Consider the following 23,022-nt stretch of genomic DNA (forward strand, 5'->3'; position numbering starts at 1 on the left):
GAATAGACCAAGCATAAAAACAAAGGATAAACAGAGGCTTAGAAAAGGGTTGATTACGATAATGAAACATTTACATATAAAACATCATTGGCTCGGAAGATTTTTAGCTTCTGACCCGGGAAGGAAGAGGTTCCAGCAGGCTGGAAAGGCTACGATTAGTTTGATTTCATCTGTTTTTACCATGCTTTTTATATTAAGGGTTACCGGGAATCCATTATTCACTCCTGTACTTATAGCCGGTATTGTTGGCATGCTGGGAATTATGACGGTCATGGATGATACAAAACAGAAAAAGCAGGTTACTACGTTATTGCTCGGTGTCTCAGCGATAATCGGCGTTTCTCTGGGAAGTCTGCTGGCAGGGAACGCTTATTATGTAGGGACCTTGATGATTCTCGTTATTTTTAGTGCCTTTTATTTTTCGCGTTTTGGTAGCCGCTATTTTTCCTTAGGCATGATTGGCTTTATGACTGTTTATTTTTCTTCCTTTCTAAAGTTATCTCCTGACCAGTTTCTGTGGTTTTACTTAGGAATACTCATTGGGGTTTTTTATGCTTTTATTTATAATTTCATCGTTTTTAAAGACTCAGCCCAGGTGTTGAAGAAGAGCATGCGCTCCTTTCACATTCAAGCCAATCTTACCTTTAATATTTTAATAAGAATCATTGAAGAACTGGATACAAGCAAAAAGCGGATGAAGAGTCTGGAAAAGAATGTTCATTTGCTTGGTGAATATGCTCGTAATGTTTCCGAGGATTTAAATGCCCAGGACGTTAAAAAGGTGTGGCCTGGTTTGGACTCAACCCAGGTAAGACTTTATGTTTTTGATGCGGCAATGCTTGTAGAAACACTTGGTGATTCGATTCAAAGGTTGAAGAAGGCAGAAGCTTTGGAAGCTGTGGAGATCCGCCGTCTGCTTATTTGGATCGTCCGCTCCCTGCGTGATGCGGAAGTGCTGGCCCAAGGCTACGAACAGAAAAATTTAGAAGAAGCGGCTCACGCCGTTCAGGCAATTCGTTTGTTATTATCAGAGCTGCTTGAAAAGCAGGCGGAGCCAGCCGGATGGCTCTTTTTAATTAGGCGGATTGAGTCAATCGCCAATCATGTCATTAAGGGAGGGACGACGATTCAACAGTCTTTACTATCCGGCAGCGATTACGATTCGGATAGGGTGAACGATGAAAACCAGGAAGAGGACGAGTCGGATGAAGAGGAAGCCCTACAGGAGGGAATGAAGCCATCAACGAGAAAGGCATTACAATCTCTCGTAACAGGAACCATCGCTATTTTTGCCGGTTATTTGATCTCGCCTGTTCAACCTTATTGGATATTGTTGACGTCTTTCATTATCCAGTTAGGTACAGATTCAGTTGGAAGGACATATATTAAAGGGTTTCAGCGTTCGCTGGGTACGATTTTTGGTGCTGTGATCGGGTTCTTGCTGGCAAATCTTCTTTCCGGACACTCCGTGCTTGAAGTTACTTTGTTATTTTGTGTTGTCTTTTTAGCTTTTTATCTTTTTGCAGTTTCCTATACATTGATGAGTCTATTTATCACGATGCTTATCGCTTTTTTGTATGATATTTTGCTGGGAGGTATCAGTTTAACGTTGATGGGCGCGAGAGTTATCGACACAATCGCAGGCGCTGCCATAGCACTTGGCGTTTCCGCTGTAGTTTTCCCGAAAAAAACAAGAGATAAAGTTGCTGAATCGTTTGATGAATACCTAAAAGAGCTTAAACCATTTGTAATTGACTATGTAAAACGATTCAGAGAAGATGTCGATGTAAAAAGCTTTGCTGACAATGCCTTCAATTTGGATCAAAAATTACAGGCAGTCAGAGATGATGCCCAGTCACTTTTACAGCGGCCTGGAACCTTTAATAATGCCAATCTCTCGCGCTGGATTACGATTTTCACTGCAATTAATTATTATGCGAAACATTTAATTGCTTCCTCTTATCAAAAAAAGTTTATTTATCCTGATGAGTTAATAGAAGATTTTAAACAAATGGAAGCAAAATTAGCCCACAATATAGAAACGCTTGGTGAACTTCTAAAAGGAAGGCAGCAAGAGGCAGTTATCTATAACTTAAGTGAAGAAAGAGAACGGATTGAACGGCTGGCGCCAAGCAGGAAGCAGGCACAGGGAGACCTTATTCATCATGTGTATTATATTTGGAGGATCAATCAATCCATTGTTGTTCTAAGCTTGGAATTGGGTGCAGAAGAGAAATAAAGCAGCAATCGCTAAATAGTAGCAGGTTGCTGCTTTTTTTATTGTTCCTTAAGGAAACCAGTAATAGAAACTCATAGTACGTATTTTATCCTTGTTTTTTTACGGCGAGAGGAGTATGATTCTTTATAGACAATTTTTATCCATTATGGATAATTAAAAACCATAAAGAAAGAAGATGATCCTTTGAAAATCAAAAGTGGTGTGGAGCAGGCGGTGAGCATCCTGGTTATGCTAGCAACCCAGAACGAGGAGCAGCCTGTAAAAAGTGATATTATCAGCAGCCGGCTGAATGTGTCTCCCTCCTACTTGAAAAAGGTGATGAGAAAGCTGGTTGTCAACCGTTTGATAACATCTGTCTCTGGTAATCAGGGAGGATTTTCGCTGGCAAGGCCTGTCGAAGAGATTACGATGCTTGATATATTGGATGCAATAGAAGGAACAGACCCTTATTTACAGGTGGATGGATTGATACAAAGCGTTTTTCCGGAAACCAAACTGGCTGTAAAAGGGGAAGAATTATTTATAGATATTTTTTTAGAAGCCCAAATGAGTTACCGGGACAAACTGGGGACGGTATCACTGAAAGCCGTATTAGAACAAACAATCGGCACTAGTGATTTTCGTTTGGTTGATTGGAATAAAGAGATGGGAAAACAAGATATTTTCAAACTGCAGCAATCCGCCAACTGGGGGAATAAGGAATGAAGATGTTAAAAGCTGAATGGAAGAATCTGTTCCATAGCAAGAAGCTGTTAATCATCGTCTTTGGACTTTTGCTGATTCCGATATTGTATGCTGGTGTTTTCCTCGATGCGATGTGGGATCCTTATGGAAGTGTTGAAAATTTACCTGTGGCTGTAGCCAATGAAGATGTTGCGGCTGATTTCGAAGGAGAAAAGCTGCAGCTTGGGAACGAGCTGGTAGACCGCTTGAAGGATGATAATAGCCTGGCTTGGCAATTTACTGACCGCCAATCAGCTATGAAAGGGCTGGAGGACGGTGATTATTACATGGTTCTCGTCATTCCGGAAGATTTTTCGGAAAACGCGTCTACAGTCCTTGCTGCCGATCCCGAGGAGATGAACTTGGAATATTATACAAACAGCGGGCAAAACTTTATTGCGGAAAAAATCAGTGCTTCGGCTGCAGAAGATATTAATAAAGAAATTGCCCAATCTGTGACAAGGGAATATGCAGATACGATGTTTACGAAGCTTAACAATATTGGCGACGGGCTTGCAGAGGGGGCAGATGGCGCCGATGACATGAAAGATGGCAGCCAAGAGCTTGGCGATAATCTTGAAAAGCTGTCCGACAGTATTGTTACGTTTGAAAACGGTTTGGTATCTGCTAAAAATGGTACGGAAGAAATCGCGGTAAATGTAGGAGAAGCCGCCCAAGGGGCTAGTGAACTCGCCAAGGGAGTAAAAGAATACACATCGGGGGTTAGTCAGCTGAATGGCGGCATCATGGACTATGCTTCTGGTGTAGGAACGCTCAATAATGGGCTTCAAAGGTACACGGCGGGAGTAAACGAGCTGAATAAGGGCCTTGACCAATATACTTCCGGTGTAGGCAATATGGAGAACGGTCTTGAACGGCAAGCAGAAGGGACAAGTGAGCTTGCTTCTCGCAGTTCACAGCTGGTAGAAGGTGCTGCACAGTTAGAAGAGGGTCTGGAATCCTTAAGTCCGGGCATCCATCAATTGGATCAAGGTGCTCAATCAGCAGCAGAGAACAGCAACGAATTGGACAGCGGTCTAAGCCAACTGGCAGACAGCGGAAATCAATTACAAGATCGAGTTGACGAACTTGCTGAAAACTTGCTGACATCTTCGGCGAACAGTGAACAGCTAATCCAAGGTTTGAATGAAATTACTGCCGGCTTGAAGGAACTAAAAGGCAATATCGAAGCTGCTGAGACGGATCAGGCTGGACAGGAAATCAGCGAACAATTAAATACGCTAAAAGCAGATCATGATGCAGAAATTATCGAAACGATTGAAAACAGCCAGCTGGACTTGACTGCTGAGGAGAAACAAACATTAATCGAAGAAGTGAAAAGCACACAAGAAAAGCAATCGATGCAGCCAATAGTGGACAGCATGAAAGAGCAGCTTAATGCTGTTAATGAAAAAATGCAAAGCATGGCTATAGCGGTGGACAGCATGATTGCCAGTCTTGAAGGCAGTGAGTCCGCTCCAGGTGCTGTTGAAGGTGTTGCACAGCTTGCTGAAGGGTACCAGCAGCTAGAGAAAGTAGTCGTAGGTGACGCTGACAGTGATACATTGCAGGGTGGTGTGGTTCGATTGAATCAAAGCCTTCAAGATGCCCATGAAGGAAGTTCGGCATTAAATGAAGGCCTTAATCAATTAGCTGCCAATAATTCTCGGCTTGCCCAAGGAACCTCGGACCTCCAAAATGGAGCGAAAGAGTTGGACGAAGGAATCCAGAGCTATACAGCCGGCGTCCATGAACTCAATAATGGAGCGGCGAATTTAGAATCGGGAGCTGGACAGCTGACAGCCCGGTCTTCTGAGTTAAAAGCAGGGGCCCAGCAGCTCGATGAACAGGGAGAACAATTGTCAAACGGGTCAGATAAACTCGAAGAAAAAGGAAGTGACCTGCAAAGCGGATCACAAACATTGGCAGACAATGGCCAGAATTTGAGAAGTGGGGCAAAAACGCTAGCCCAGGGACTGCCGAAATTAAAGGCAGGTATTAATTCATTAAACGGTGGTATAGAAACGTTATATGACGGCTCTTTAGAGTTGGAGTCCGGTGCCGCCCAAATGGCGGATGGCGGTTTTGAGCTGGCAAACGGCGCTGGCGAACTTGCCAATAAACTGCAGGATGGTGCAGAAGAAATCGACAATACGAACACCGGTGAGAGCAATACCGCTATGTTTTCTTCTCCAACAAAGCTGTTGAACGATGAAGTTGCCAGCGTACCGAATTACGGATATGGTTTGGCACCATATATGATGTCGGTGGCGTTGTTTGTCGGAGCGGTCATCTTTTGTTTGTTGTTCCCGATTTTTAAACCGAACGCAACACCAACTTCAGCGCTTGCATGGTGGATTAGCAAATATTCCATTGTATTGTTAGTTTCCGTATTGCAGGCGACAATCATGGTCAGCATCATGATATGGGGACTTGATCTGAAACCGAATAGTGTAGGGGAGCTGTTTGCTGTAGCAATTACTACTTCATTTGCCTTCATGGCATTGATCAGCTTCTTCTCGATAGTATTAGGAAATGTTGGCCGGTTTTTGATGTTACTTTTATTAACCTTTCAGCTTGGCGGATCTGCAGGAACATTTCCAATTGAACTGTCGAATTGGTTTTTCCAGGCAATCCACCCATTTTTGCCAATGACCTATTCTATTGATGCTTATCGACAGGCGATATCCCTGGGAGGGTCTATTGTCCCCGACTTATTGGTGCTCCTCAGCATCTTTGTCATTTGTCAGTTGGGAATAATAGTATTCTTCACGGTGAAAACAACAAAAATGAAGCGTTCAGCCGAGAAGGAGGCCATCGCTGGCTGATTGACGGTTGAATTCATAAAAAGAGGTTGGGACAAAAGGATAGTGGCCAAAGCAAAAATCGAACGATGATTCGAAATCCTTAGGATTCGAGCTCGTTCGATTTTTCATTTCGAATGCTGAAGATAACCCACGAACACAGTGCGATGATGGGCTGTCTTTTCACCTTGCATGACGACTGCTACGGAAATACACTACGCTTTCCGCGGGCGGCTGGTGAGCCTCCTCGAGCTTGCGCTCTGCGGGGTCTCACCGAGGCCTTTCCTCCCGCAGGAGTCTCCGTGGATTTCCTCCTCTGAAAGTCTGCGTATTTTTTTCAGCGGTACACAAATGCTTCTTATTTACTTGAGACCGCGGTGTATTTGCGTAGCGCAGTACTAACGTTTATCCATTTCGTTATCAATCGAATGCTTAAAAGTTTTCTTTTAAACCTTCCTATGCTGTTATCGTTCGGTCTTTGCAAGTGGATATATGTTATGTCCCAACCTCGTTTTAATGTTTGTGTTGAAAGGTACCGGTGCTTTCCTGGCATAACAAGGTGTCCTTATGTGGATGCTCTCCATTTTCCATTTGAACCGTAACATGGCCAATGCCTTTGTGTTTCAGTTGCTCTTCTATGGCCCGCAGTAATTTTTGGCTTTCGTTTATTGACAAGTTGTCATTGACAACGGCATGGCATGATAAAGCATTTTGCCCGCTGGTAATACTCCAAACGTGCAGATCATGGATACTTAAGATACCAGTGACTCCCTCAATAGTAGTAATAATCTCGCTGAGTTCGACATTTTTGGGGGTCCCTTCCATTAATATGTGGGAAGCATCTTTCGTAACACGGATGCCGCTAATCAATACTAAGATGGCGACAATAACACTTGCGAGCGGATCGGCCCATCCCCAGTTGAAAAATATAATGAGCAGCGCAGCAATAATGGCACCCACTGAGCCGAGCAAGTCTCCAATAACATGGAGAAAAGCAGCTCTTAAATTTAAGTTGGCTTCTGTGTCTCCGCGCATTAATATCCAGGCGACAGCAATATTGACCAATAATCCAATTATTCCAATGACCAGCATACCGGTAGAAGCAACTTCCGGCGGGTTCTGGAAGCGCTGAAAAGCTTCATAAAAGATATAAACAGCAATTAACGAGAGGGTAACTCCATTAAAAAGTGCCGCCAATATTTCGAAGCGCTTATACCCATAAGTTTTGCTGTAATTAGCAACCTTTTCGCCAAGGATGAATGCCAGCACTCCCACTCCTAGAGAAACGGAATCGCTTAACATATGCCCAGCATCGGAAAGCAGAGCAAGGCTGTTCGTCAGCAGACCTCCGATTGCTTCGATGATCATATAACCTGTGGTAATGATAAAACTGATCAAGAGAGCTTTTTTATTGGTGCCGTGTCCGTGATCATGGCCGTGGCTGTGACTATGTCCCAATGCCGATTCCTCCTTTCAGGTTTAACTATGCATCGCGTGCTCAATCGTCTGTTTGAGAAGACCAATGACGTGTTCATCATCATGCGTATAATAAAGCGTAGTTCCTGCCCTGCGGTATTTTACCAGCCGCAGGTTTTTTAAAAACCGTAATTGGTGGGAGACTGTTGATTGTTTTAGTTGCAACTTTTCCGCAATTTCGTTCACAGAGTGTTCTTTGTTAAATAATAAATGCAGAATTCTGATTCTCGTTGGGTCACCTAAAGCTTTAAAAGTTAGCGAAACAACGAATAGCGTTTCCTCATCAATATTCTCATGGGTATTTGTTATAAATTGCTCTGATTGCTTATCCACTAAAATACCCCTTTCTGATATTATTTTATGTAAGCATAATTAATATGTGTGTATATTAGCATATATTCATATTTTATATTTTTTCAATATGAATGTCAAAGAGACTAACTAATGTCATCTGTACTGTAGTTTTGTGATCACTTCTTGGTGTTGTCTCGCTATTTTTTTGTGTTGATTTCCAATCCAATTATTTCCCGGTTTTCACTTGCAGATCATTTCCTGAAAAAAACAAAAAAATTTTTTTTCAGGTTGTATTTAAAGCGACTCATACTTCTTTACAGATAGGGAAGAAAAAAAGGGAAAAACGACTTAGTCGATTTCCCCTTCGCTTACCACCTTCTCAGTAGACCATAAAAAATCAGAGACTGCCCGATCAACTCCTACATGTTCATGTAAATCTGAATGACCAGCCTTTGAATCATAAAACACCTTCTCTGTGTATTGTTCTGCCGGAACAAGATCTTTGATTCCGAGCGCGCTTGCTAACTCGACGAGGCCATCCGTTTGGCTTGGCTGGCTGTTAATCACTCCAGCTATCGCCAATACATTTACCTCCTCCGGTAAGTTGTCCTTTTTGCCTTCCATTGATAGCAGTGCGTCTGAATGGAACCGTAGGTCAACGGCAGCGGCACTGCTATTCGCTGAATAGTATCTTTCCGCAGTTATTCCTTGAAAGGGACTGCCAATAACAATCAAGTTTTGCACAATCGGGAATTCCTTTGTTGATTTGGTCAGCAGAAAATTTGTAGAGGCTAATCCGCCCATTGAATGTCCAATCAAATTTATTTTTTCAAACCCATACGTCCCATGAAGTTCTGCCATAACCTTTTGCAGCCAAATGGTTTGGTTGGCTAAACTGGCACGATTCCTTTCAAACACTACCTGAATGAAAGGATTTAACTGTCCGGAATATCTTCCTTTGATGGAGACTTCCCCTTCCTCATTGACTCGAAAAACCATCCGTTTTGTGTCCGGAACACTTGCTTCCATTCTATCAAGCATCGTCCGGAAAGAGCCGGGACCACCTTTAAAGCCATGGACAAATACAGTCGGTATCATTTTCGAATTATCCTGGGAGCTGATTTGTTTGGAGTTAATGAAGGTAAATGAGCTAATAATGATGAAAAATAATAGAAGAAATAGCAAAAAAGAATATTTGTGATGTTTAAGTTTTTCCATGATGTTCCTCCTGATGTGAATTAATATTATTTTACTATACTCTATACTTTATTCCTTGATTCGAACGGCCCAATTTCCATAATTTTGCTAACGACTTGGCTATTTCATTCTTACATCTACATGCGAAAAAGCTTTTGGGAAGCGGGTATCGTTAAATAGGATAGTTGCAAATTTCCTTTTGCTAGTTATATAGTTAACTCATACTCCAAGAATCAGAAATCAATTTAACTACCAGAGGAGAATCATCTATGGATAGCTTCAATCAGCAATTTTTATATTCAATTACTATTATTGTTCTAGGTTACATACTAAAGAGATTTGATATTATCCGCGAACGAGAGGGGGAAGGGCTGACGCGCATTGTCTTAAACGTCACTCTTCCCTGTTTACTTATTGTCAGCTTCAGCGAAATAGTGATCGATCCATCATTATTTCTATTAGTCATTATTGCGATTGTTTATGGTGGATTCATGGCTGCAATTGGTGCTATCGTCTTCCGGAAGGAGGATCAGCGCACTAAAGGAATGCTGCTGATGACGCTGCCTGGCTTTAATATCGGTTTGTTTGCCTTTCCTTTAGTAGAAGGGATATGGGGAAGCGAAGGATTAAAATACTTTGGCATGTTTGATGCCGGGAACGCTTTTGTCATTTTTGGTTTGAATTATGTAATTGCAACATACTTTGCAAGTGGGGATATTAAACCGGATTTCAAAGCAATGTCGTCTAAAATTTTTCAATCTATCCCATTGATGACCTATATTCTTGTTTGTACCATTAACTTGATAGGGCTGCAATTACCTGGTTTTGCGCTGGATGTAGCAGGTACCATCGCTCAAGCAAACATGCCGTTATCCTTACTCATTCTGGGAATATATTTAAACCTGCAATTTGATAAAAGCAACTTAAAAATAATTATGAAATTTTTGGCTTTCCGTTATGTATCGGGAATTATCATAGGGTTTGCCTTGTTTTGGCTGCTGCCGTATGAAGACATGTTCAAATACACCCTGTTGATTGCCCTTATCCTGCCGACTGCCGCCACCTCATTAGCTTATTCGGTGGAATTCAGGTATGATACTAAATTTGTCGGAACGATTGCTAATATGACGATTATTATTAGTTTTGGAATATTGTGGTTAATTGCTAATCTAGTATTGTGAAGATGCCAAAATCACACACAAAAACAAACTTAGTACTTATGATTTATGTTAAAGCCATTGTTCGACAAAGTTCAGTAGGCCGATTGCAGTGTTTTTGTTATTTTTGGAAAACCTTTACCCTGGCTTAATATTTAAATTGTATAGTTGAATAGAGAAACACTATAACCAGATTAAGGGAGAGGGATTTGTGGGGAATTTAGTCTTTAAGAAGTTTCTGTATTTGTTGACGGTACTTTTGGCCTTCGGTTTATTGCAAGGATTAGCTGTAGCAGGTACAGCACAGGCAGAAGGGCTGCCGATCACCTCTGTAGACGCTCCTGCTCCGGTGATTGAACCGGCGGTTGTCAATGACAATAATGATACCAAAGTGTTGTTTGACAATACGCATGGGCAGACTGCAGGAGCTGCCGACTGGGTCATTAATGGTGCTTTTTCCGATTTTGGACAAGCGATTGCCGGGGAGGGATATTATGTTAAAGAGCTAAGACAGACAACCCCTATCACATATGAAGACTTAAGTGATTACCAAGTGTTTGTCATTCCGGAAGCGAATATTCCTTACAAGGACTCGGAACAGGATGCTATTTTAAATTTTGTGGAAAATGGCGGCAGCGTTTTCTATATTGCTGATCATTATAATGCCGACCGCAACTTGAACCGTTGGGACTCAGCTGAAATTTTTAATGATTATCGCCGCGGTGCTTTTGACGATCCGGACAAAGGATTCAGAGAAGACGAAATCAACGCGGAAGCTATGCAAGGAGTATCAAATTCCGATTGGTTGTCCGACCATTTTGGTGTCCGCTTTCGCTTTAATGCAATAGGCGATGGAGTAGCGAATGATATTACCGCACCAAATGAAAGTTTTGGGGTTACTGAAGGTGTAGAAGGTGTGGCGTTCCACGCTGGCGCGACTATTGCTATTACTGATCCATCAAAAGCAAAAGGACTCGTTTATGTGCCGGAAGGAGTTTCCTCATGGGGACCTGCAGTCGACCAAGGGGTTTATAATGGCGGCGGCCGTGATGAAGGAGCCTTTGTTGCTATCTCTAAAGTGGGACAAGGAAAGGCAGCCTTTATCGGGGACTCATCTCCTGTAGAGGATAGAACACCAGTCTATTTGAGAGAGGATAACGGAAATACAAAAACAACGTATGATGGCTTTAAAGAAGCAGATGACGGCGTCCTCTTGACCAATTTAATCAATTGGCTTGCAGAGCAGGAAGATTATCAGAATCTTGAAGGCCAAGGGATAGAGTTGGATCAACCTACAGAGCTTCATGATTTTGAAATCCCGGAGAATAGTACAGAGCCGGAGACAGAGCCTTGGAACAACCCGCCATCTGGTTATAAGTGGTACGACCGCACGACCTTCCAGCCAGGCTCTTATGGTTCGGAAGAGGAGGCTGTCAATCCGACGTACAGTCTCGTATATCAGGATACACTTCCGGGAGATATGCAGGAATTCCAAATTCGCTTGACAGGCGAGCAGCTAGAACGTTTTTCAACGACCAGTGATTTCCGCCTTGGCATCTACCTGGATGGTGGAACGCAAGTAGGACAATTTAGCCTGGATGGGGAGCATTGGACTTCTAACTATGGCTATTCTGATTATTTTGAGTTAACAGCAGATGACCAGGGAACCGCTTCAGAAACGTTATTTGTCAGAATCAAAGCTGGAGTCAGCGGTGAAGCAAACTTGCGTGTGAAAAAGGGATCAGCCAATTTAATCACAGAAACTGTCACAATTGATCCTGATGTGGAACCTGAAGAATTACCGGAAGAGGATACCCCAGAGCTTCCGGAAGCATCTGCTATTAACCTCATCCGCCAAATGGAGGACGGCCAGCAGGTAAGCGCACAGGGGACCATTGTATCTGAACCCGGATTGTATGGTGCTCAAGGATTTTACCTTCAGGATGAAACAGGCGGAATATATGTTTACCAAAGCCAGGATGGTCTTCAGGCAGGGGACATTGTTTCAGTCAGTGGAGAATTGACTACTTATAATACTGAAAAAGAGATCATTAATCCGACTATTAAAAAAATAGAAGCAAAAGATGTACCAGAGCCTAAAATAGTCGACGAATTATCAGAAGCAAACCAGGGACAACTAGTAAGAATGAACGGGGTGACCATTCAAAACATTCGTGCTGCAGGCAGTTCTTTTGAATTCGATGCCGTAACGGAGCTTGGGACGACAACGGTAAGGGTAGATGGCCGCACAGGTATTACACTGGATAAGTTCCCTTATGCAGAAGGGGATACGACAGACCTTACAGGCATTTCGGCTATTTGGCAAGGAAACTTTCAATTAAAGCCGCGCAGCTTCGGCGATTTGAACTATGTGCATAAGCTTGCAGAAGTACGTGAGCTGGGAAGCAATCAGCAGGTGACTGTACAAGGAACTGTCACGACTGCTGCTGGTCTATGGGGAGCCCAAGCATTTTATATCCAGGATCAGACAGGCGGCCTCTATGTTTATCAAACCGAGAAGGATGTGAAACAAGGCGATCTAGTCCAACTGTCAGGGACTACGGCCATCTACAATGGTGAGTTGGAACTTGTGGATATCTCTTCTTTTGAAATCCTTGGTACGGACAGTCTTCCTGATCCTGTAATCGTGGCGCCGGATGCCCTCAAGGAATACCAGGGCATGCTGGTGAAAGTGAATATGATAGAGATTACCGAATTGCACGAAGCGGATAATTATGGAACAACGGAGTTTACTGCGGTCAATTCCGCCGGTGAGTCAGTAGTCGTTCGATTGGATAACAGAACCGGCACTGATTATGATTCCTTTCCTTATCAAGACGGTGATACTGTTTCTATAAAAGGGATTGCCAGCGTGTTTAACGATACGTATCAGCTTAAGCCCAGAAATATAGATGACTTGTCCAAAGTGGATAGCAGTACATTGGAACAGCTTGTGAAGCAAAGCGAAATCCACCCACGAGGAATAAAGCAGGCAATTCTTGCTAAATTAAAGAATGCCGAAAACAAAAACAAGCATTATAACAAACTGATCCATTTTATTGAAAACCAGCCGGATAAGCATATTGGCAGCGAGTTAAAAGCGGAGCTTATTCACATGATAAAGGTTATCCAATAGCATGCCAGACTCTGTACTTTCGTGCAGAGTCTTTTTCATAGCATTAGAAAGCCAGTAAAAACACACTTATGATAAGATGAAATTATTCCAAGTGAATGGAGCTGAAGAAATGAAAAAGGAAATTATAGATCGTTTCACTACATATGTAAAAGTGGATACGCAGTCAGATGAAAGTGTAGAAAGCTGTCCAACAACCCCCGGCCAGTTAACATTGGCCAACATGTTAGTTGAAGAGTTAAAAGGAATAGGGATGGAAGATGTCACCATAGATAAAAACGGTTATGTGATGGCTACTCTCCCGGCTAATACCAATAAGGAAGTGCCTGCTATCGGTTTTCTTGCCCATGTTGATACTGCCACAGATTTTACGGGAACAAATGTGAATCCTCAACTGGTTGAGAATTATGATGGGAAGGATATTCCTCTAAATAACACGGGCACTGTTACCTTGTCGCCCGATGACTTCCCTAACTTGGCTAATTATCTAGGCCAAACATTGATTACAACGGATGGAACAACACTTCTGGGTGCCGACAATAAAGCAGGAGTAGCTGAGATTATGACAGCAATGGCCTATTTAATCAGGCATCCGGAAATAAAGCATGGAGATGTCAGGGTTGCTTTCACTCCTGATGAGGAAATTGGACGCGGCCCCCACCGTTTTGACGTGGATAAGTTTAATGCAGCTTATGCTTACACAGTTGATGGTGGCCCGCTGGGTGAATTGGAATTTGAGAGCTTTAATGCAGCGGCAGCCCGATTAACTTTTCTCGGGAAAAGCGTCCACCCGGGCTCTTCAAAAAATAAAATGGTAAATTCAGCAAAGATTGCCATCGAGTTTCACAACGCCCTTCCAGAAGCTGAAGCACCAGAATTCACCGAAGACTATGAAGGTTTTTACCATCTTATTTCTTTCGAGGGTGATGTCGAAAAAACGAAATTATATTATATCATCAGAGACCATGACCGGGAAAAGTTTACCGCTAAAAAGGCAAAAATAGAAGCGGTTGCTGCTATGCTGAAAGAAAAATACGGCGATGATAAAGTTGTACTCGAGATGAAAGATCAATACTATAATATGAAAGAGAAAATAGAACCGGTAAAGGAAATCGTTGATATTGCGCATGAAGCAATGGAAAATATCGGTATAGAACCAATTGTCAAACCAATTCGCGGTGGAACGGATGGGTCTCAACTCTCCTTTATGGGTTTACCGACGCCGAATATTTTCACGGGCGGAGAAAATTTCCATGGGAAATATGAGTTTATCTCCGTAGAGAGCATGGAGAAGGCAGTAAGAACGATTGTTGAAATAGCTAGATTAACAGAAGCAAAAGCATAGAGTACTGCTTGTTGTAATTTTACCTAAGAGGAGGATTTTGTATGTCTTTTCTTATTACCGCCGATGAGCTATACCAACGATTATTAGGAGCTGCTACTGAAAACATTGCTGTAGTGGATGTCCGGTTTCACTTAGCAGATCCATCGGCAGGGAAAAAGGCCTATCTCGAAGGCCATATTCCTAATGCCGTCTATCTTGATCTTAACCAGCATTTATCAGGTGAATTGGGGGACCATGGCGGCAGTCATCCGCTGCCTGATCAGGAAGCCTTCGTTAACATATTGGGTCGGTCTGGAATCGACGAGCAAACGATGGTTATTGTTTATGATCAGGAAAATGATATGTTTGCTGCCCGTTGTTGCTGGCTGCTTCAGTATTTCGGCCATAGCAATGTGTTTATTTTGGATGGAGGATTAAACGCATGGATAAACCAGGGATACCAGTTGAGCCGGGATATACCTGCTCCAATACCAAAAACGTTTGTACCAAGACCGCGTGATAAGGAAGTAGTCGACATGAAGCAGCTAAAACAAAAAATGCGCAAGGAAGAATCCATCTTGATCGATTCGCGTTCATATGAGCGCTATATAGGAGAAACAGAACCGCTTTATGCAAAAGCAGGCCACATTCCAGGAGCAAAAAATTATTTTTGGAAAGATGTATTGACAGAAGACGGACACTGGAAAAGCATAAAAGAGTTAAAGGAACATTTTTCAGATTTACCGAAGCAAAAGGAAATCATTGTCTCTTGTGGTTCTGGCGTTTCCGCCTGTCCTAACATTTTGGCTTTACAAGCAGCAGGATATAGTAATGTCAAGTTATACCCTGGGAGTTTCAGTGACTGGATTTCGTATCCGGACAATCAAGTCGCAACCGGTGAAGAATAATTACTGTTGGCAATGAGTATATCCACCTGGATAATATAAAAAAAAGCTATATATGACAGCTTGGAGGGAACAGCTTAGATGACAGGAAAAACACATGTGATCGGTGGAATTGCCGCTTGTATGGCTGTTTCACAGGTTACCGATCATGAACCAGTACTCTTGCTGGCAGCAGGTGTCTTTGGGGCTCTGCTGCCGGATATTTGTCATGGGGGCAGTAAATTAGGCAGAAAGGTACCGGCATTATCCAGGTTAATCAACGGGGTATTTGGCCATCGAACATTTACACACAGCCTATTATTCCTATTGCTGATCAGGGCAGCCTTTTCATTCGTTCACTGGCCTGCCGAGATAAGCGAGGGAATACTTGTTGGAATCGGCAGCCATCTCATTTTGGACGCAGCTACTAAAAATGGGATAAAACTTTTTTACCCAATTAATCTTACGGTTCGCTTTCCGGTCACCGTCAGAACAGGAGGATCAGCCGAAAGTGGTATATTGGCTGTATTAGTGGTGTGTATCGTTTACTTCGGCAGGGGAATAATCCAGCTATAAAACAAGAGAAGTGCTGACTAAGTCAAGCCACTTCTCTTGTTTTTTAATGAATGATGCAGATAGATAAAAGATGCCAGTGTCGAAATGATTCCGCCAATCTGAATTGTTGCTGCGGTGCTGGTAATATTGGCAAGAATACCGGCGAGAAGTGCTGCAGCCGGCATTAATGTCCATGTCATAAATCTCGAGGTAGCCTGAACACGGCCTAACATGCGGCTTGGAGTCAGGACTTGCCGAATGGTTACAATGCAGGGACTCATGATGGAGGCTGCGAAAGTTCCGATTGCATTGGCAATCATAAGCAGTACATAGGATTGGGCATAACTGAATAAAAGGATGGACAGTCCTCCTATAAAAGAGGCTGTAAACAATATGCTGCGATAAGAAAAATATTTACTCAGCAAGTTGGTGGAAAGGGCTCCGCCAATGGCGCCTATCCCCCCTGCGGAGAGCAGCCAGCCAATTTGGTTAGCGGACAGTTGGATAACGTCCTTCAAATGGAAAACCAATAAAGTTAAAAATAAGGTAGTACCGAAAGTTGAAAAAAACATTGCCAGGTTTGTGAAAAATATTGGCTTCACCTTGATGACAAAATGGAAGCCTTCCTTGATGTCCTGAAATACGGTTTTTTGTTTGACTGGTGCATGCCCTGGTCGAAAAGTGATGGTTGCAACCGCTGAAAAGGCGATAAGAAAACTGAAACTATTGATGAGTAACGCATAACCAGGGTTAAAAAGGCTGATAATTAATCCGCCAAGACTGGGTCCAGCCAGCACGGCGGTTTGGAATAACCCTGTGTTCACAGAATTCACCGCTTGCAAGTCCTCATTACGGACCAGGTTCGGAACAGAAGCAAATTGTGACGTATGATAGATTTGGCTCGACAGTCCGATGAAAAAGGCGGCCATATACAACTCCCATGCTTGCAGACTATCAATCATAAATAAGACGGCAATCCATCCTGTAAGCAGGCATCTTCCTGCGTCACATGCAAGCAATATTTTTTTTCTGTTAAACCGATCAGAAAGAATGCCCGTCGCGGGCTGTAACAGAACGGGGAGTCTTTCAAGCGCCGTAACAATACCCATGCTGACGGGCGATCCTGTTATAGCCAGTACCATTAAAGGAAGCGCGATCAGATAAATTTGATCGCCAATAAAGGAAATTAAATTCCCGCCGATAAAACGGAAGACAGAGTAATTTTTGCTTAACGGGGGCAAAGAGTCACGCTTTAATGAAATTGCAGAATTATCCATACTAGCCTCCTGAAAATTATTATTTATTTAGATAGCTGCTTAATTCGATAGGAAGGGATTCCAAGATAGCCCCATTTAATACATACTTTGTTCCTTTGTTACTGATCAACCGTGCAGATTTAAGAATCTTTAGATGATGGTGAACGGTGGATTTCCCCATATCCAGACGTTCGGTAATTTCTTGTAAAGACAGGCCGCCTTCTGCCAGCATTTTAATCATGCGGAGCCTCAATTCATCGCCCAATGCCTTGTATTTTAAAATTAAAGAGTTATCTGGCATATCTTTATCTGTAGGATCTAAGCTTTGATTCGCCACGGGGTAATAGAAAACTTTTGTCCCTTTTAAATCTGCTTCCACATTCCAGGGGCGGTAAGTAAAGTGAGGAATTAGCAGAACCTGATGAATACTTGGTTCAGGCAGATAATTTATTCCTCCGGTTGCCCATGTAACAAATTCTTCGGGGTGCATTTTTTTAGCCATTTTGGTCTTCGATACGTAGTCGGTAGAAAGGATGGTTTCCAGTTTGTCGGCGTCAGGCTCTATCACTGTTTCGTACCATCCCGACATTACCTCAACCAGATGATTTTTTATATAATCGGATTCTGCCATACAAATAAATTCAATGTAGGAAGGGAAGAAAGAGTGATCTTTGACGATTGCTTTCAGTTCACCAATTGCATATACTTCTCCTTTTGTTGCTGCCTCGACTCTGTCCTGTAGGTCATCCCCTAAAAAAGGAAGGCAGATGGATTTAAGCTCTTCCGGCGCAAGGTCTTTAATATATTGTAAAAATGAAGAGAGACTTTGAAAATCTTTATGATGTAAAAGCTGAAGCAAGGCATTCCATGTATTGTTTTTTTCTACTTCTGCTAAATGGTCAAGCATCTTACCAGAGAGGGACTGCTTAAGTTTTCGCCAATCATTTTCGGTCCTCTCTAAACTGCTAAGCAGCGGAGTGTTTGTAACAGCGGCAATTCCTAAGGCACACTCCCAAAGCAGGGAGTATTTGATTAGGATTTGGTAGGTTTCCCTTTTTCTAGAACTAGTCTGGACAAATTCCACTTCAAAACACCTCTATTTTAGTTATTAGTTGTATACTATATTTATTGAATAAAAAATACAATATATTTCGTATAATAATTCAAATAAATAAAGATTGCTGTTTCATTATTAGGGAATAGTTAGAAAAAAGTAGAAAAAAAGGTGATGTGTTTGCAGTTTTTAAGTAAGCAGCATAATCCTTCCCAAAATGCTGAATTGATTGAGAAATATTTAGAAAATAAATGGGATGCGGAAACAACAGTGGAAAAAATGAACCAATTATATAAGAGGGAAAAATTGGCTAATGATGCAAATAAAAAACAAGGTCTTCAGCGGTCGCTTTTTCACAAGATCATGCATGGCTTTAAACGGTTATACTCTAAAAAAGCGGTTGTGAATACAAATTACCGGGAAGAATTAATGGTCCAAAATGGCGACATCTTTCCAAGGTGGAAAAAGCAACTGGATCAGGCGTATGCTTGTTTATTGAAAAAAACGGAGAAAACGGTAAATGTAGCGGATTTTGGTGCTGTCGGTGATGGAAAGACCGACTGTACCAGAGCTTTTCAACAGGCGATGGGCAGTGGGAAAGTAAAGGTGAAAGTACCCTCGGGAACATTCCTGGTCCGTGGCATCCGATTGCCTTCATACACCCATTTTTCTGGAGAAGGACAAGGGGAGACCATCCTGAAACTTATAGACAAGTCACCGAAGCGGACCAGGTTAATTAGTAATGCCAATCACATAAAAGGCAACAGCCATATTTATGTGGAAGGCTTTACCTTAGATTGGAATGTGGACCGGCTGTCTCCATTCAAAAAGACAAGCAGCGGCAACAATTTTTCCAGCTGCTTAACTTTTGCCAATGTATCGTACGGATGGGTGAGAAAAGTCGAGGCGATTAATCCTGGTTTACACTGCTTCGATATTACATCGACTTATTACAATTATGCTGGTGACGGGCTTCGTGGAAAAGGAAGCAGCAGCTTTGTCTGGCTTGATCAGTTGAAGGGGTACGGCTTCGGCGATGATGGGATTACGACCCACCACAGCAGTAATATAATTATTTCTAATTCGCATATGTGTGACCCAAGCGGGAGAGCACATCAAAGCGGCTTTTCCAATTCTAATGGCTTTGAGGTTGATGATGGTTCCCAGTATGTATGGCTTGCCAATAATTCATCAGCCAGGTGCTTCGGCGGTGTGGAGTTGAAGGCGCATGCCAATTCATCGGCGGCAATGCATACAACGATTATCGGCCATTTGTCAGTAAACGATAATCGCTCCTTCAATTTCCGGCATATCGGACACCACCATAAAGAGGAGCCCGCCTCGAAAACAGCTGTAGGAATTCAAGCGGTAAAACTAGTGGCTTATCGGCCAATTTATACTCCTCTTTATAAAAAGTCAACGCCAAGGGCGATGGTGATTTCCTCCTATAAAAAGGTAGGAATCAATAATTTTTCGGCTATCGGAGATCCGGGATACGACTATCATAGACAGCCAGTTATTGCCATCCAGTACAGGGCAAGCCATGTGTGGCTGGACAATATATATGTACAGCAATTCAACAAAGCGGGAGCAGATATTGAAGTGTTTGGCGGCAAAAATCGGGCATCACATGTAACGATCGGCCATGTGACAGGCACAGCAAGGAACGGGCCAATAGTTAGAGCGGGAAAAGAAGTGGAGCTCGTCTACAGTGACTGGCATGGAAAGAAAACTTGACGTCATTTCTCTTGGCGTCAAGCTTTAATGATCAGTCACTTATTGACGATTTGGTAAGCGAGGTAATCTTTTACCAATGGAATGGATTCTTCGATATTGGCTGCTTTAATTATCATACTTCGGCTATCATGATGCTTGTCAGCCGAATAGCTGTATAGTGGGTCATAATAGTATTCCAATAAAAGTTTTGTGGCAGTCGAATAGTTGCCGGATTGCAGGCTTTTGTCAATTTCAGCAGCAATCGGGGTGTGGATGCGCCGTTTAATTCTTTGAAATGCTTGGATTGATTCTTCGTGATGCTCCCATGGCCGGTAATCTTCCAAAATATTTTTAACCCGTTCAGCCATTGGTATCTCAATGAATAAATGAGCCCCATGTTCCTTTTTATTTACCATGAATTCCGGCAATGTTACTTTTCCTATCCGTTTGCTTTCAGCCTCCATCAATGTGTACGGTGAATCCTGCACTTCCAGTAATTGCTGAACTAGCAAGGAATCAAATTTTTTTTGATTATTTGGAGTGAGCCCAATTTGTCCGAAAATGGAGCCCCGATGATTGGCCATTCTTTCGAAATTAAGCACAGGGTACCCTTGCTTTTCCAACTCATTAAGAATAATTGTCTTTCCTGATCCAGTATAGCCGTTTAGCACAATCGCTTGCGGTTTGAAATCAAAGTCTTCCAAGGCTGCAACTACCCAATGGCGATAGGCACGGATCCCTCCCTGAAGCCGGTTAACCTTGATACCCATCAAATCCACCATCGTTGCGGCAGTTTTACTACGCATGCCACCCCTCCAGCAAAACACAGTTTTATCTGAGTCAATTTTCTCAAACTCCTTGATAAGTTCCGGCAGCTTGGCGGATACGATTTCCACTCCCCGTTGTTTGGCGGCTTGCGGACTAGTTTGTTTATATAGCGTTCCTATTTCTGCTCTTTCCTTGTCGTTAAATAATGGAATATTGACACTGCCAGGTATCGTTGCTTCGTTATATTCTGACGGGGATCGGACGTCAATTAATGTATGCTTGTCAGCAGCTTGCAGGGAAACGAGTTCCTCCCACCGTATATCTTGAAACATTCGCCTCATACCTCTCTGTTGATGAAACTTCTATTCTAATAAGTACTTGGATAATAAGTATTCCTATTCTATTTTAAGTAAAATTCCTTGATTTGTAAAAAACCGTCGTTTTTCTACATGTTATTGTCTATTAATAGAAAAAACATATCAACTTCTGTAATGGTGGAATACACTCCCAATTTATTACATATTTATGGAAAATAAAAAGGGATTTGAATTGATGAGACAACCAAGCAATGAATTGTTAGAAGATCTAAATAGTTCGTACCAGTACCTGCCAACAGTAATTGAAGGGTTGGAAGCGGCAAAACGCTCGAAGAATATTGTTATTCTTGGAGCAGGAATGGCAGGCCTGGTAGCAGCAACGCTGTTGAAGGAAGCTGGACACCGGGTTACTGTCTTGGAGGGGAATAACCGGGCAGGCGGAAGGGTTTATACTGTCAGAGAACCATTCATGGAAGGCGGGTATCTCGATGTCGGGGCAATGCGCATCCCCAAGACACATTTGCTGACCATGGAATACCTTAAAAGGTTTCGACTTCCATACCATAAATTTATTAATTCCACTCCAAAGGATTATTTGCACACCAATAATGTGACCGTTTCAAGACAGGAGTACGAGCAAAACCCTGATGTTTTTAATTATCCGCTGCCTTCGCATGAAAAAGGCAAAACGGCTACAGAGCTGTTCCTATCTGCTGTTAACCCTTTTCTTGAGCTTTATTCCGCTTCGTCTTCTGAACAGCAACGTCAGCTTCTAAAAGAGTACGACCGTTACAGCATGGAAAACTTTTTAAGATATAATCCTATTGGCAGATCTCTTTCAGCAAATGCAATTAATAAAATAAAAGTTTTGCTGGGCATTGAAGGTTTTCCGGAGTTTTCATTCCTTAGTATTTTAACCGATATAGTCTCAACAGTCTTTAACAAGGATTTGGAGTTTATCGAAATCAGCGGTGGAAATGACCAACTGCCTGCCTCGCTTGTGCCATTATTACCCAATGAGTTATTTTACAGGAAAAAGGTTACACGAATTGTGCAGGATTACCACGGGGCAGCTGTACATGTAAACGATACCCGCACGGGGAATTTTGAGTTCTATGAAGGCGATTTTATTATTAACACAATCCCTTTTACTGTCTTTCAGTTTATTGATGTCCTGCCTTTTCACTCCGTAAAATTCGAAAAGCGGAGAGCCATCCGTGAACTGCGAAACGTGGCCTCTACTAAGATAGGAATTCAATTCAAGACGAGATTTTGGGAGAGGGACGGATTGGGCGGGTCAAATATCATCACCGATTTAACGAATCGGTTCACCTATACACCAAGCCATAATATTGGGAAGTCAGGTACTGGATTGTTGCTGGTCAGCTATAGCTGGGAAGATAATGCCCTTCTCTGGGATTCATTGCCTAAGCAAGAGAAAATCAATCAGTCTTTGAAAGGTCTTGCCAAACTGTTTGGCAGCCAAGTGTATAAAGAGTACATGACTGGGTTTGCGTTCAGCTGGAATTTAAATCCTTTTTCAGCAGGCTGTTTCTCGCTATTTAAACCTAACCAATTAACAGAATTTTCCGAGGTGATTAAACAACCAGAAGGAAGAATCCACTTTGCCGGTGAGCATACTTCTTCCCATCATGGCTGGATAGAAGGAGCGATAGAATCCGGCGTACGTGCAGCAATCGAAGTTAACGAAAGGTAGGTTCATTTAATTAGCAGGACAAACAAAAGAGGTTGGGACAAAAGAGTAGTGGCTAAAGCAAAAATCGAACGATGATTCGAAATCCTTAGGATTCGAGCCCGTTCGATTTTTCTTTTCGAATGTTACATATAACCTGCCGCCAAAGTGACAACTCCATTTCTTCCTTCAAACAAGGTTGGGTCCCGGCAGAGTGCTTCGCTTTCCTTGGGCACGGCTTCATCCGGAGGTCGCCAGACTCGTGCTGATCCCATTGTCTACGCTGATGGGCTGTTCTTACTACCTTGCACGATGACCGATGCGGAAATACACTACGCTTTCCGCGGGCGGCTGGTGAGCCTCCTCGGCGGGGTCTCACCGAGGCCTTCCCTCCCGCAGAAGTCTCCGTGGATTTCCTCCGCTGAAAGCCTG

General features: G+C 42.6%; 16 protein-coding genes. 10 read left to right on the forward strand and 6 right to left on the reverse strand.

From position 1 onward, the window contains the following. Positions 1–61 precede the first annotated feature (61 nt). From BLR93_RS11930 to BLR93_RS11940, 3 genes are all read left to right on the forward strand, one after another. Entirely contained in the window at positions 62–2,239 is a 2,178-nt protein-coding gene (locus BLR93_RS11930) for an FUSC family protein (RefSeq protein WP_093214823.1), read from the forward strand. 183 nt (positions 2,240–2,422) lie between these two features. After that, positions 2,423–2,944 carry an RrF2 family transcriptional regulator gene (locus tag BLR93_RS11935; RefSeq protein WP_093214826.1) on the forward strand — a complete coding sequence of 174 codons (522 nt, stop codon included), beginning with the start codon at positions 2,423–2,425 and terminating at the stop codon, positions 2,942–2,944. Beyond that, entirely contained in the window at positions 2,941–5,790 is a 2,850-nt protein-coding gene (locus tag BLR93_RS11940) for a YhgE/Pip domain-containing protein (RefSeq protein WP_093214828.1), read from the forward strand. Before BLR93_RS11935 ends, BLR93_RS11940 begins: the two co-directional genes overlap by 4 nt. 489 nt (positions 5,791–6,279) lie before the next feature. Here BLR93_RS11940 and BLR93_RS11945 read toward each other — a convergent pair whose 3' ends face one another. From BLR93_RS11945 to BLR93_RS11955, 3 genes are all read right to left on the reverse strand, one after another. Beyond that, positions 6,280–7,224 (reverse strand): cation diffusion facilitator family transporter, encoded by a 945-nt coding sequence (locus BLR93_RS11945; RefSeq protein WP_093214831.1) that lies wholly within the window; start codon positions 7,222–7,224, stop codon positions 6,280–6,282. 21 nt (positions 7,225–7,245) lie between these two features. Continuing rightward, on the reverse strand, positions 7,246–7,575 hold the full coding sequence (locus tag BLR93_RS11950; protein WP_425440945.1) for an ArsR/SmtB family transcription factor: 330 nt from the start codon (positions 7,573–7,575) through the stop codon (positions 7,246–7,248). 309 nt (positions 7,576–7,884) lie between these two features. After that, positions 7,885–8,754 carry an alpha/beta hydrolase gene (locus BLR93_RS11955; protein ID WP_093214833.1) on the reverse strand — a complete coding sequence of 290 codons (870 nt, stop codon included), beginning with the start codon at positions 8,752–8,754 and terminating at the stop codon, positions 7,885–7,887. Between the two features lie 248 nt (positions 8,755–9,002). Between BLR93_RS11955 and BLR93_RS11960 the strand changes: the two genes are divergently transcribed. The 5 genes from BLR93_RS11960 (at position 9,003) to BLR93_RS11980 (ending at position 15,807) form a co-directional block, all read left to right on the forward strand. Continuing rightward, positions 9,003–9,914 (forward strand): AEC family transporter, encoded by a 912-nt coding sequence (locus tag BLR93_RS11960; protein ID WP_093214836.1) that lies wholly within the window; start codon positions 9,003–9,005, stop codon positions 9,912–9,914. Between the two features lie 187 nt (positions 9,915–10,101). Then, positions 10,102–13,026 (forward strand): DUF5689 domain-containing protein, encoded by a 2,925-nt coding sequence (locus tag BLR93_RS11965; protein WP_093214839.1) that lies wholly within the window; start codon positions 10,102–10,104, stop codon positions 13,024–13,026. Between the two features lie 109 nt (positions 13,027–13,135). Continuing rightward, positions 13,136–14,368 (forward strand): peptidase T, encoded by a 1,233-nt coding sequence (pepT, locus tag BLR93_RS11970; protein WP_093214841.1) that lies wholly within the window; start codon positions 13,136–13,138, stop codon positions 14,366–14,368. A gap of 41 nt (positions 14,369–14,409) precedes the next feature. Continuing rightward, positions 14,410–15,255, forward strand: a complete 846-nt coding sequence (locus tag BLR93_RS11975; protein ID WP_093214843.1) for a sulfurtransferase — start codon at positions 14,410–14,412, stop codon at positions 15,253–15,255. A 78-nt stretch (positions 15,256–15,333) separates the two neighbouring features. Continuing rightward, complete coding sequence (locus BLR93_RS11980) at positions 15,334–15,807, forward strand: metal-dependent hydrolase (protein ID WP_093214846.1); 474 nt, start codon at positions 15,334–15,336, stop codon at positions 15,805–15,807. 17 nt (positions 15,808–15,824) lie between these two features. Here the strand turns inward: BLR93_RS11980 and BLR93_RS11985 are convergent, their stop codons facing one another. Both BLR93_RS11985 and BLR93_RS11990 read right to left on the reverse strand, forming a co-directional pair. Then, on the reverse strand, positions 15,825–17,063 hold the full coding sequence (locus BLR93_RS11985; protein ID WP_093214849.1) for an MFS transporter: 1,239 nt from the start codon (positions 17,061–17,063) through the stop codon (positions 15,825–15,827). A gap of 19 nt (positions 17,064–17,082) precedes the next feature. Then, positions 17,083–18,126, reverse strand: a complete 1,044-nt coding sequence (locus BLR93_RS11990; RefSeq protein WP_093214852.1) for an ArsR/SmtB family transcription factor — start codon at positions 18,124–18,126, stop codon at positions 17,083–17,085. A gap of 150 nt (positions 18,127–18,276) precedes the next feature. Between BLR93_RS11990 and BLR93_RS11995 the strand changes: the two genes are divergently transcribed. Then, a complete protein-coding gene (locus BLR93_RS11995) occupies positions 18,277–19,833 on the forward strand; it encodes a glycosyl hydrolase family 28-related protein (RefSeq protein WP_245690135.1) in 1,557 nt (518 codons plus the stop codon). A 35-nt stretch (positions 19,834–19,868) separates the two neighbouring features. Here BLR93_RS11995 and mnmH read toward each other — a convergent pair whose 3' ends face one another. Beyond that, the gene (gene mnmH / locus BLR93_RS12000; RefSeq protein ID WP_093214857.1) at positions 19,869–20,912 is read right to left on the reverse strand and encodes a tRNA 2-selenouridine(34) synthase MnmH; all 1,044 of its coding nucleotides are present in this window, start codon (positions 20,910–20,912) and stop codon (positions 19,869–19,871) included. A 220-nt stretch (positions 20,913–21,132) separates the two neighbouring features. On the opposite strand from mnmH, the gene BLR93_RS12005 reads away from it, so the two are divergent. Then, entirely contained in the window at positions 21,133–22,614 is a 1,482-nt protein-coding gene (locus BLR93_RS12005; protein ID WP_093215292.1) for a flavin monoamine oxidase family protein, read from the forward strand. Positions 22,615–23,022 lie beyond the last annotated feature (408 nt).

It is taken from the genome of Sediminibacillus albus (assembly GCF_900101125.1).
Lineage (GTDB): Bacteria > Bacillota > Bacilli > Bacillales > Amphibacillaceae > Sediminibacillus > Sediminibacillus albus.

What these genes read in the sequence shown, in the direction of transcription:
- mnmH (WP_093214857.1), bottom strand. Translation starts at nt 20,912, where the DNA reads ATGTTTCAAGATATACGGTGGGAGGAACTCGTTTCCCTGCAAGCTGCT.
- BLR93_RS11955 (WP_093214833.1), bottom strand. Translation starts at nt 8,754, where the DNA reads ATGGAAAAACTTAAACATCACAAATATTCTTTTTTGCTATTTCTTCTA.
- BLR93_RS11960 (WP_093214836.1), top strand. Translation starts at nt 9,003, where the DNA reads ATGGATAGCTTCAATCAGCAATTTTTATATTCAATTACTATTATTGTT.
- BLR93_RS12005 (WP_093215292.1), top strand. Translation starts at nt 21,133, where the DNA reads ATGAGACAACCAAGCAATGAATTGTTAGAAGATCTAAATAGTTCGTAC.
- BLR93_RS11940 (WP_093214828.1), top strand. Translation starts at nt 2,941, where the DNA reads ATGAAGATGTTAAAAGCTGAATGGAAGAATCTGTTCCATAGCAAGAAG.
- BLR93_RS11930 (WP_093214823.1), top strand. Translation starts at nt 62, where the DNA reads ATGAAACATTTACATATAAAACATCATTGGCTCGGAAGATTTTTAGCT.
- BLR93_RS11985 (WP_093214849.1), bottom strand. Translation starts at nt 17,063, where the DNA reads ATGGATAATTCTGCAATTTCATTAAAGCGTGACTCTTTGCCCCCGTTA.
- BLR93_RS11975 (WP_093214843.1), top strand. Translation starts at nt 14,410, where the DNA reads ATGTCTTTTCTTATTACCGCCGATGAGCTATACCAACGATTATTAGGA.
- pepT (WP_093214841.1), top strand. Translation starts at nt 13,136, where the DNA reads ATGAAAAAGGAAATTATAGATCGTTTCACTACATATGTAAAAGTGGAT.
- BLR93_RS11980 (WP_093214846.1), top strand. Translation starts at nt 15,334, where the DNA reads ATGACAGGAAAAACACATGTGATCGGTGGAATTGCCGCTTGTATGGCT.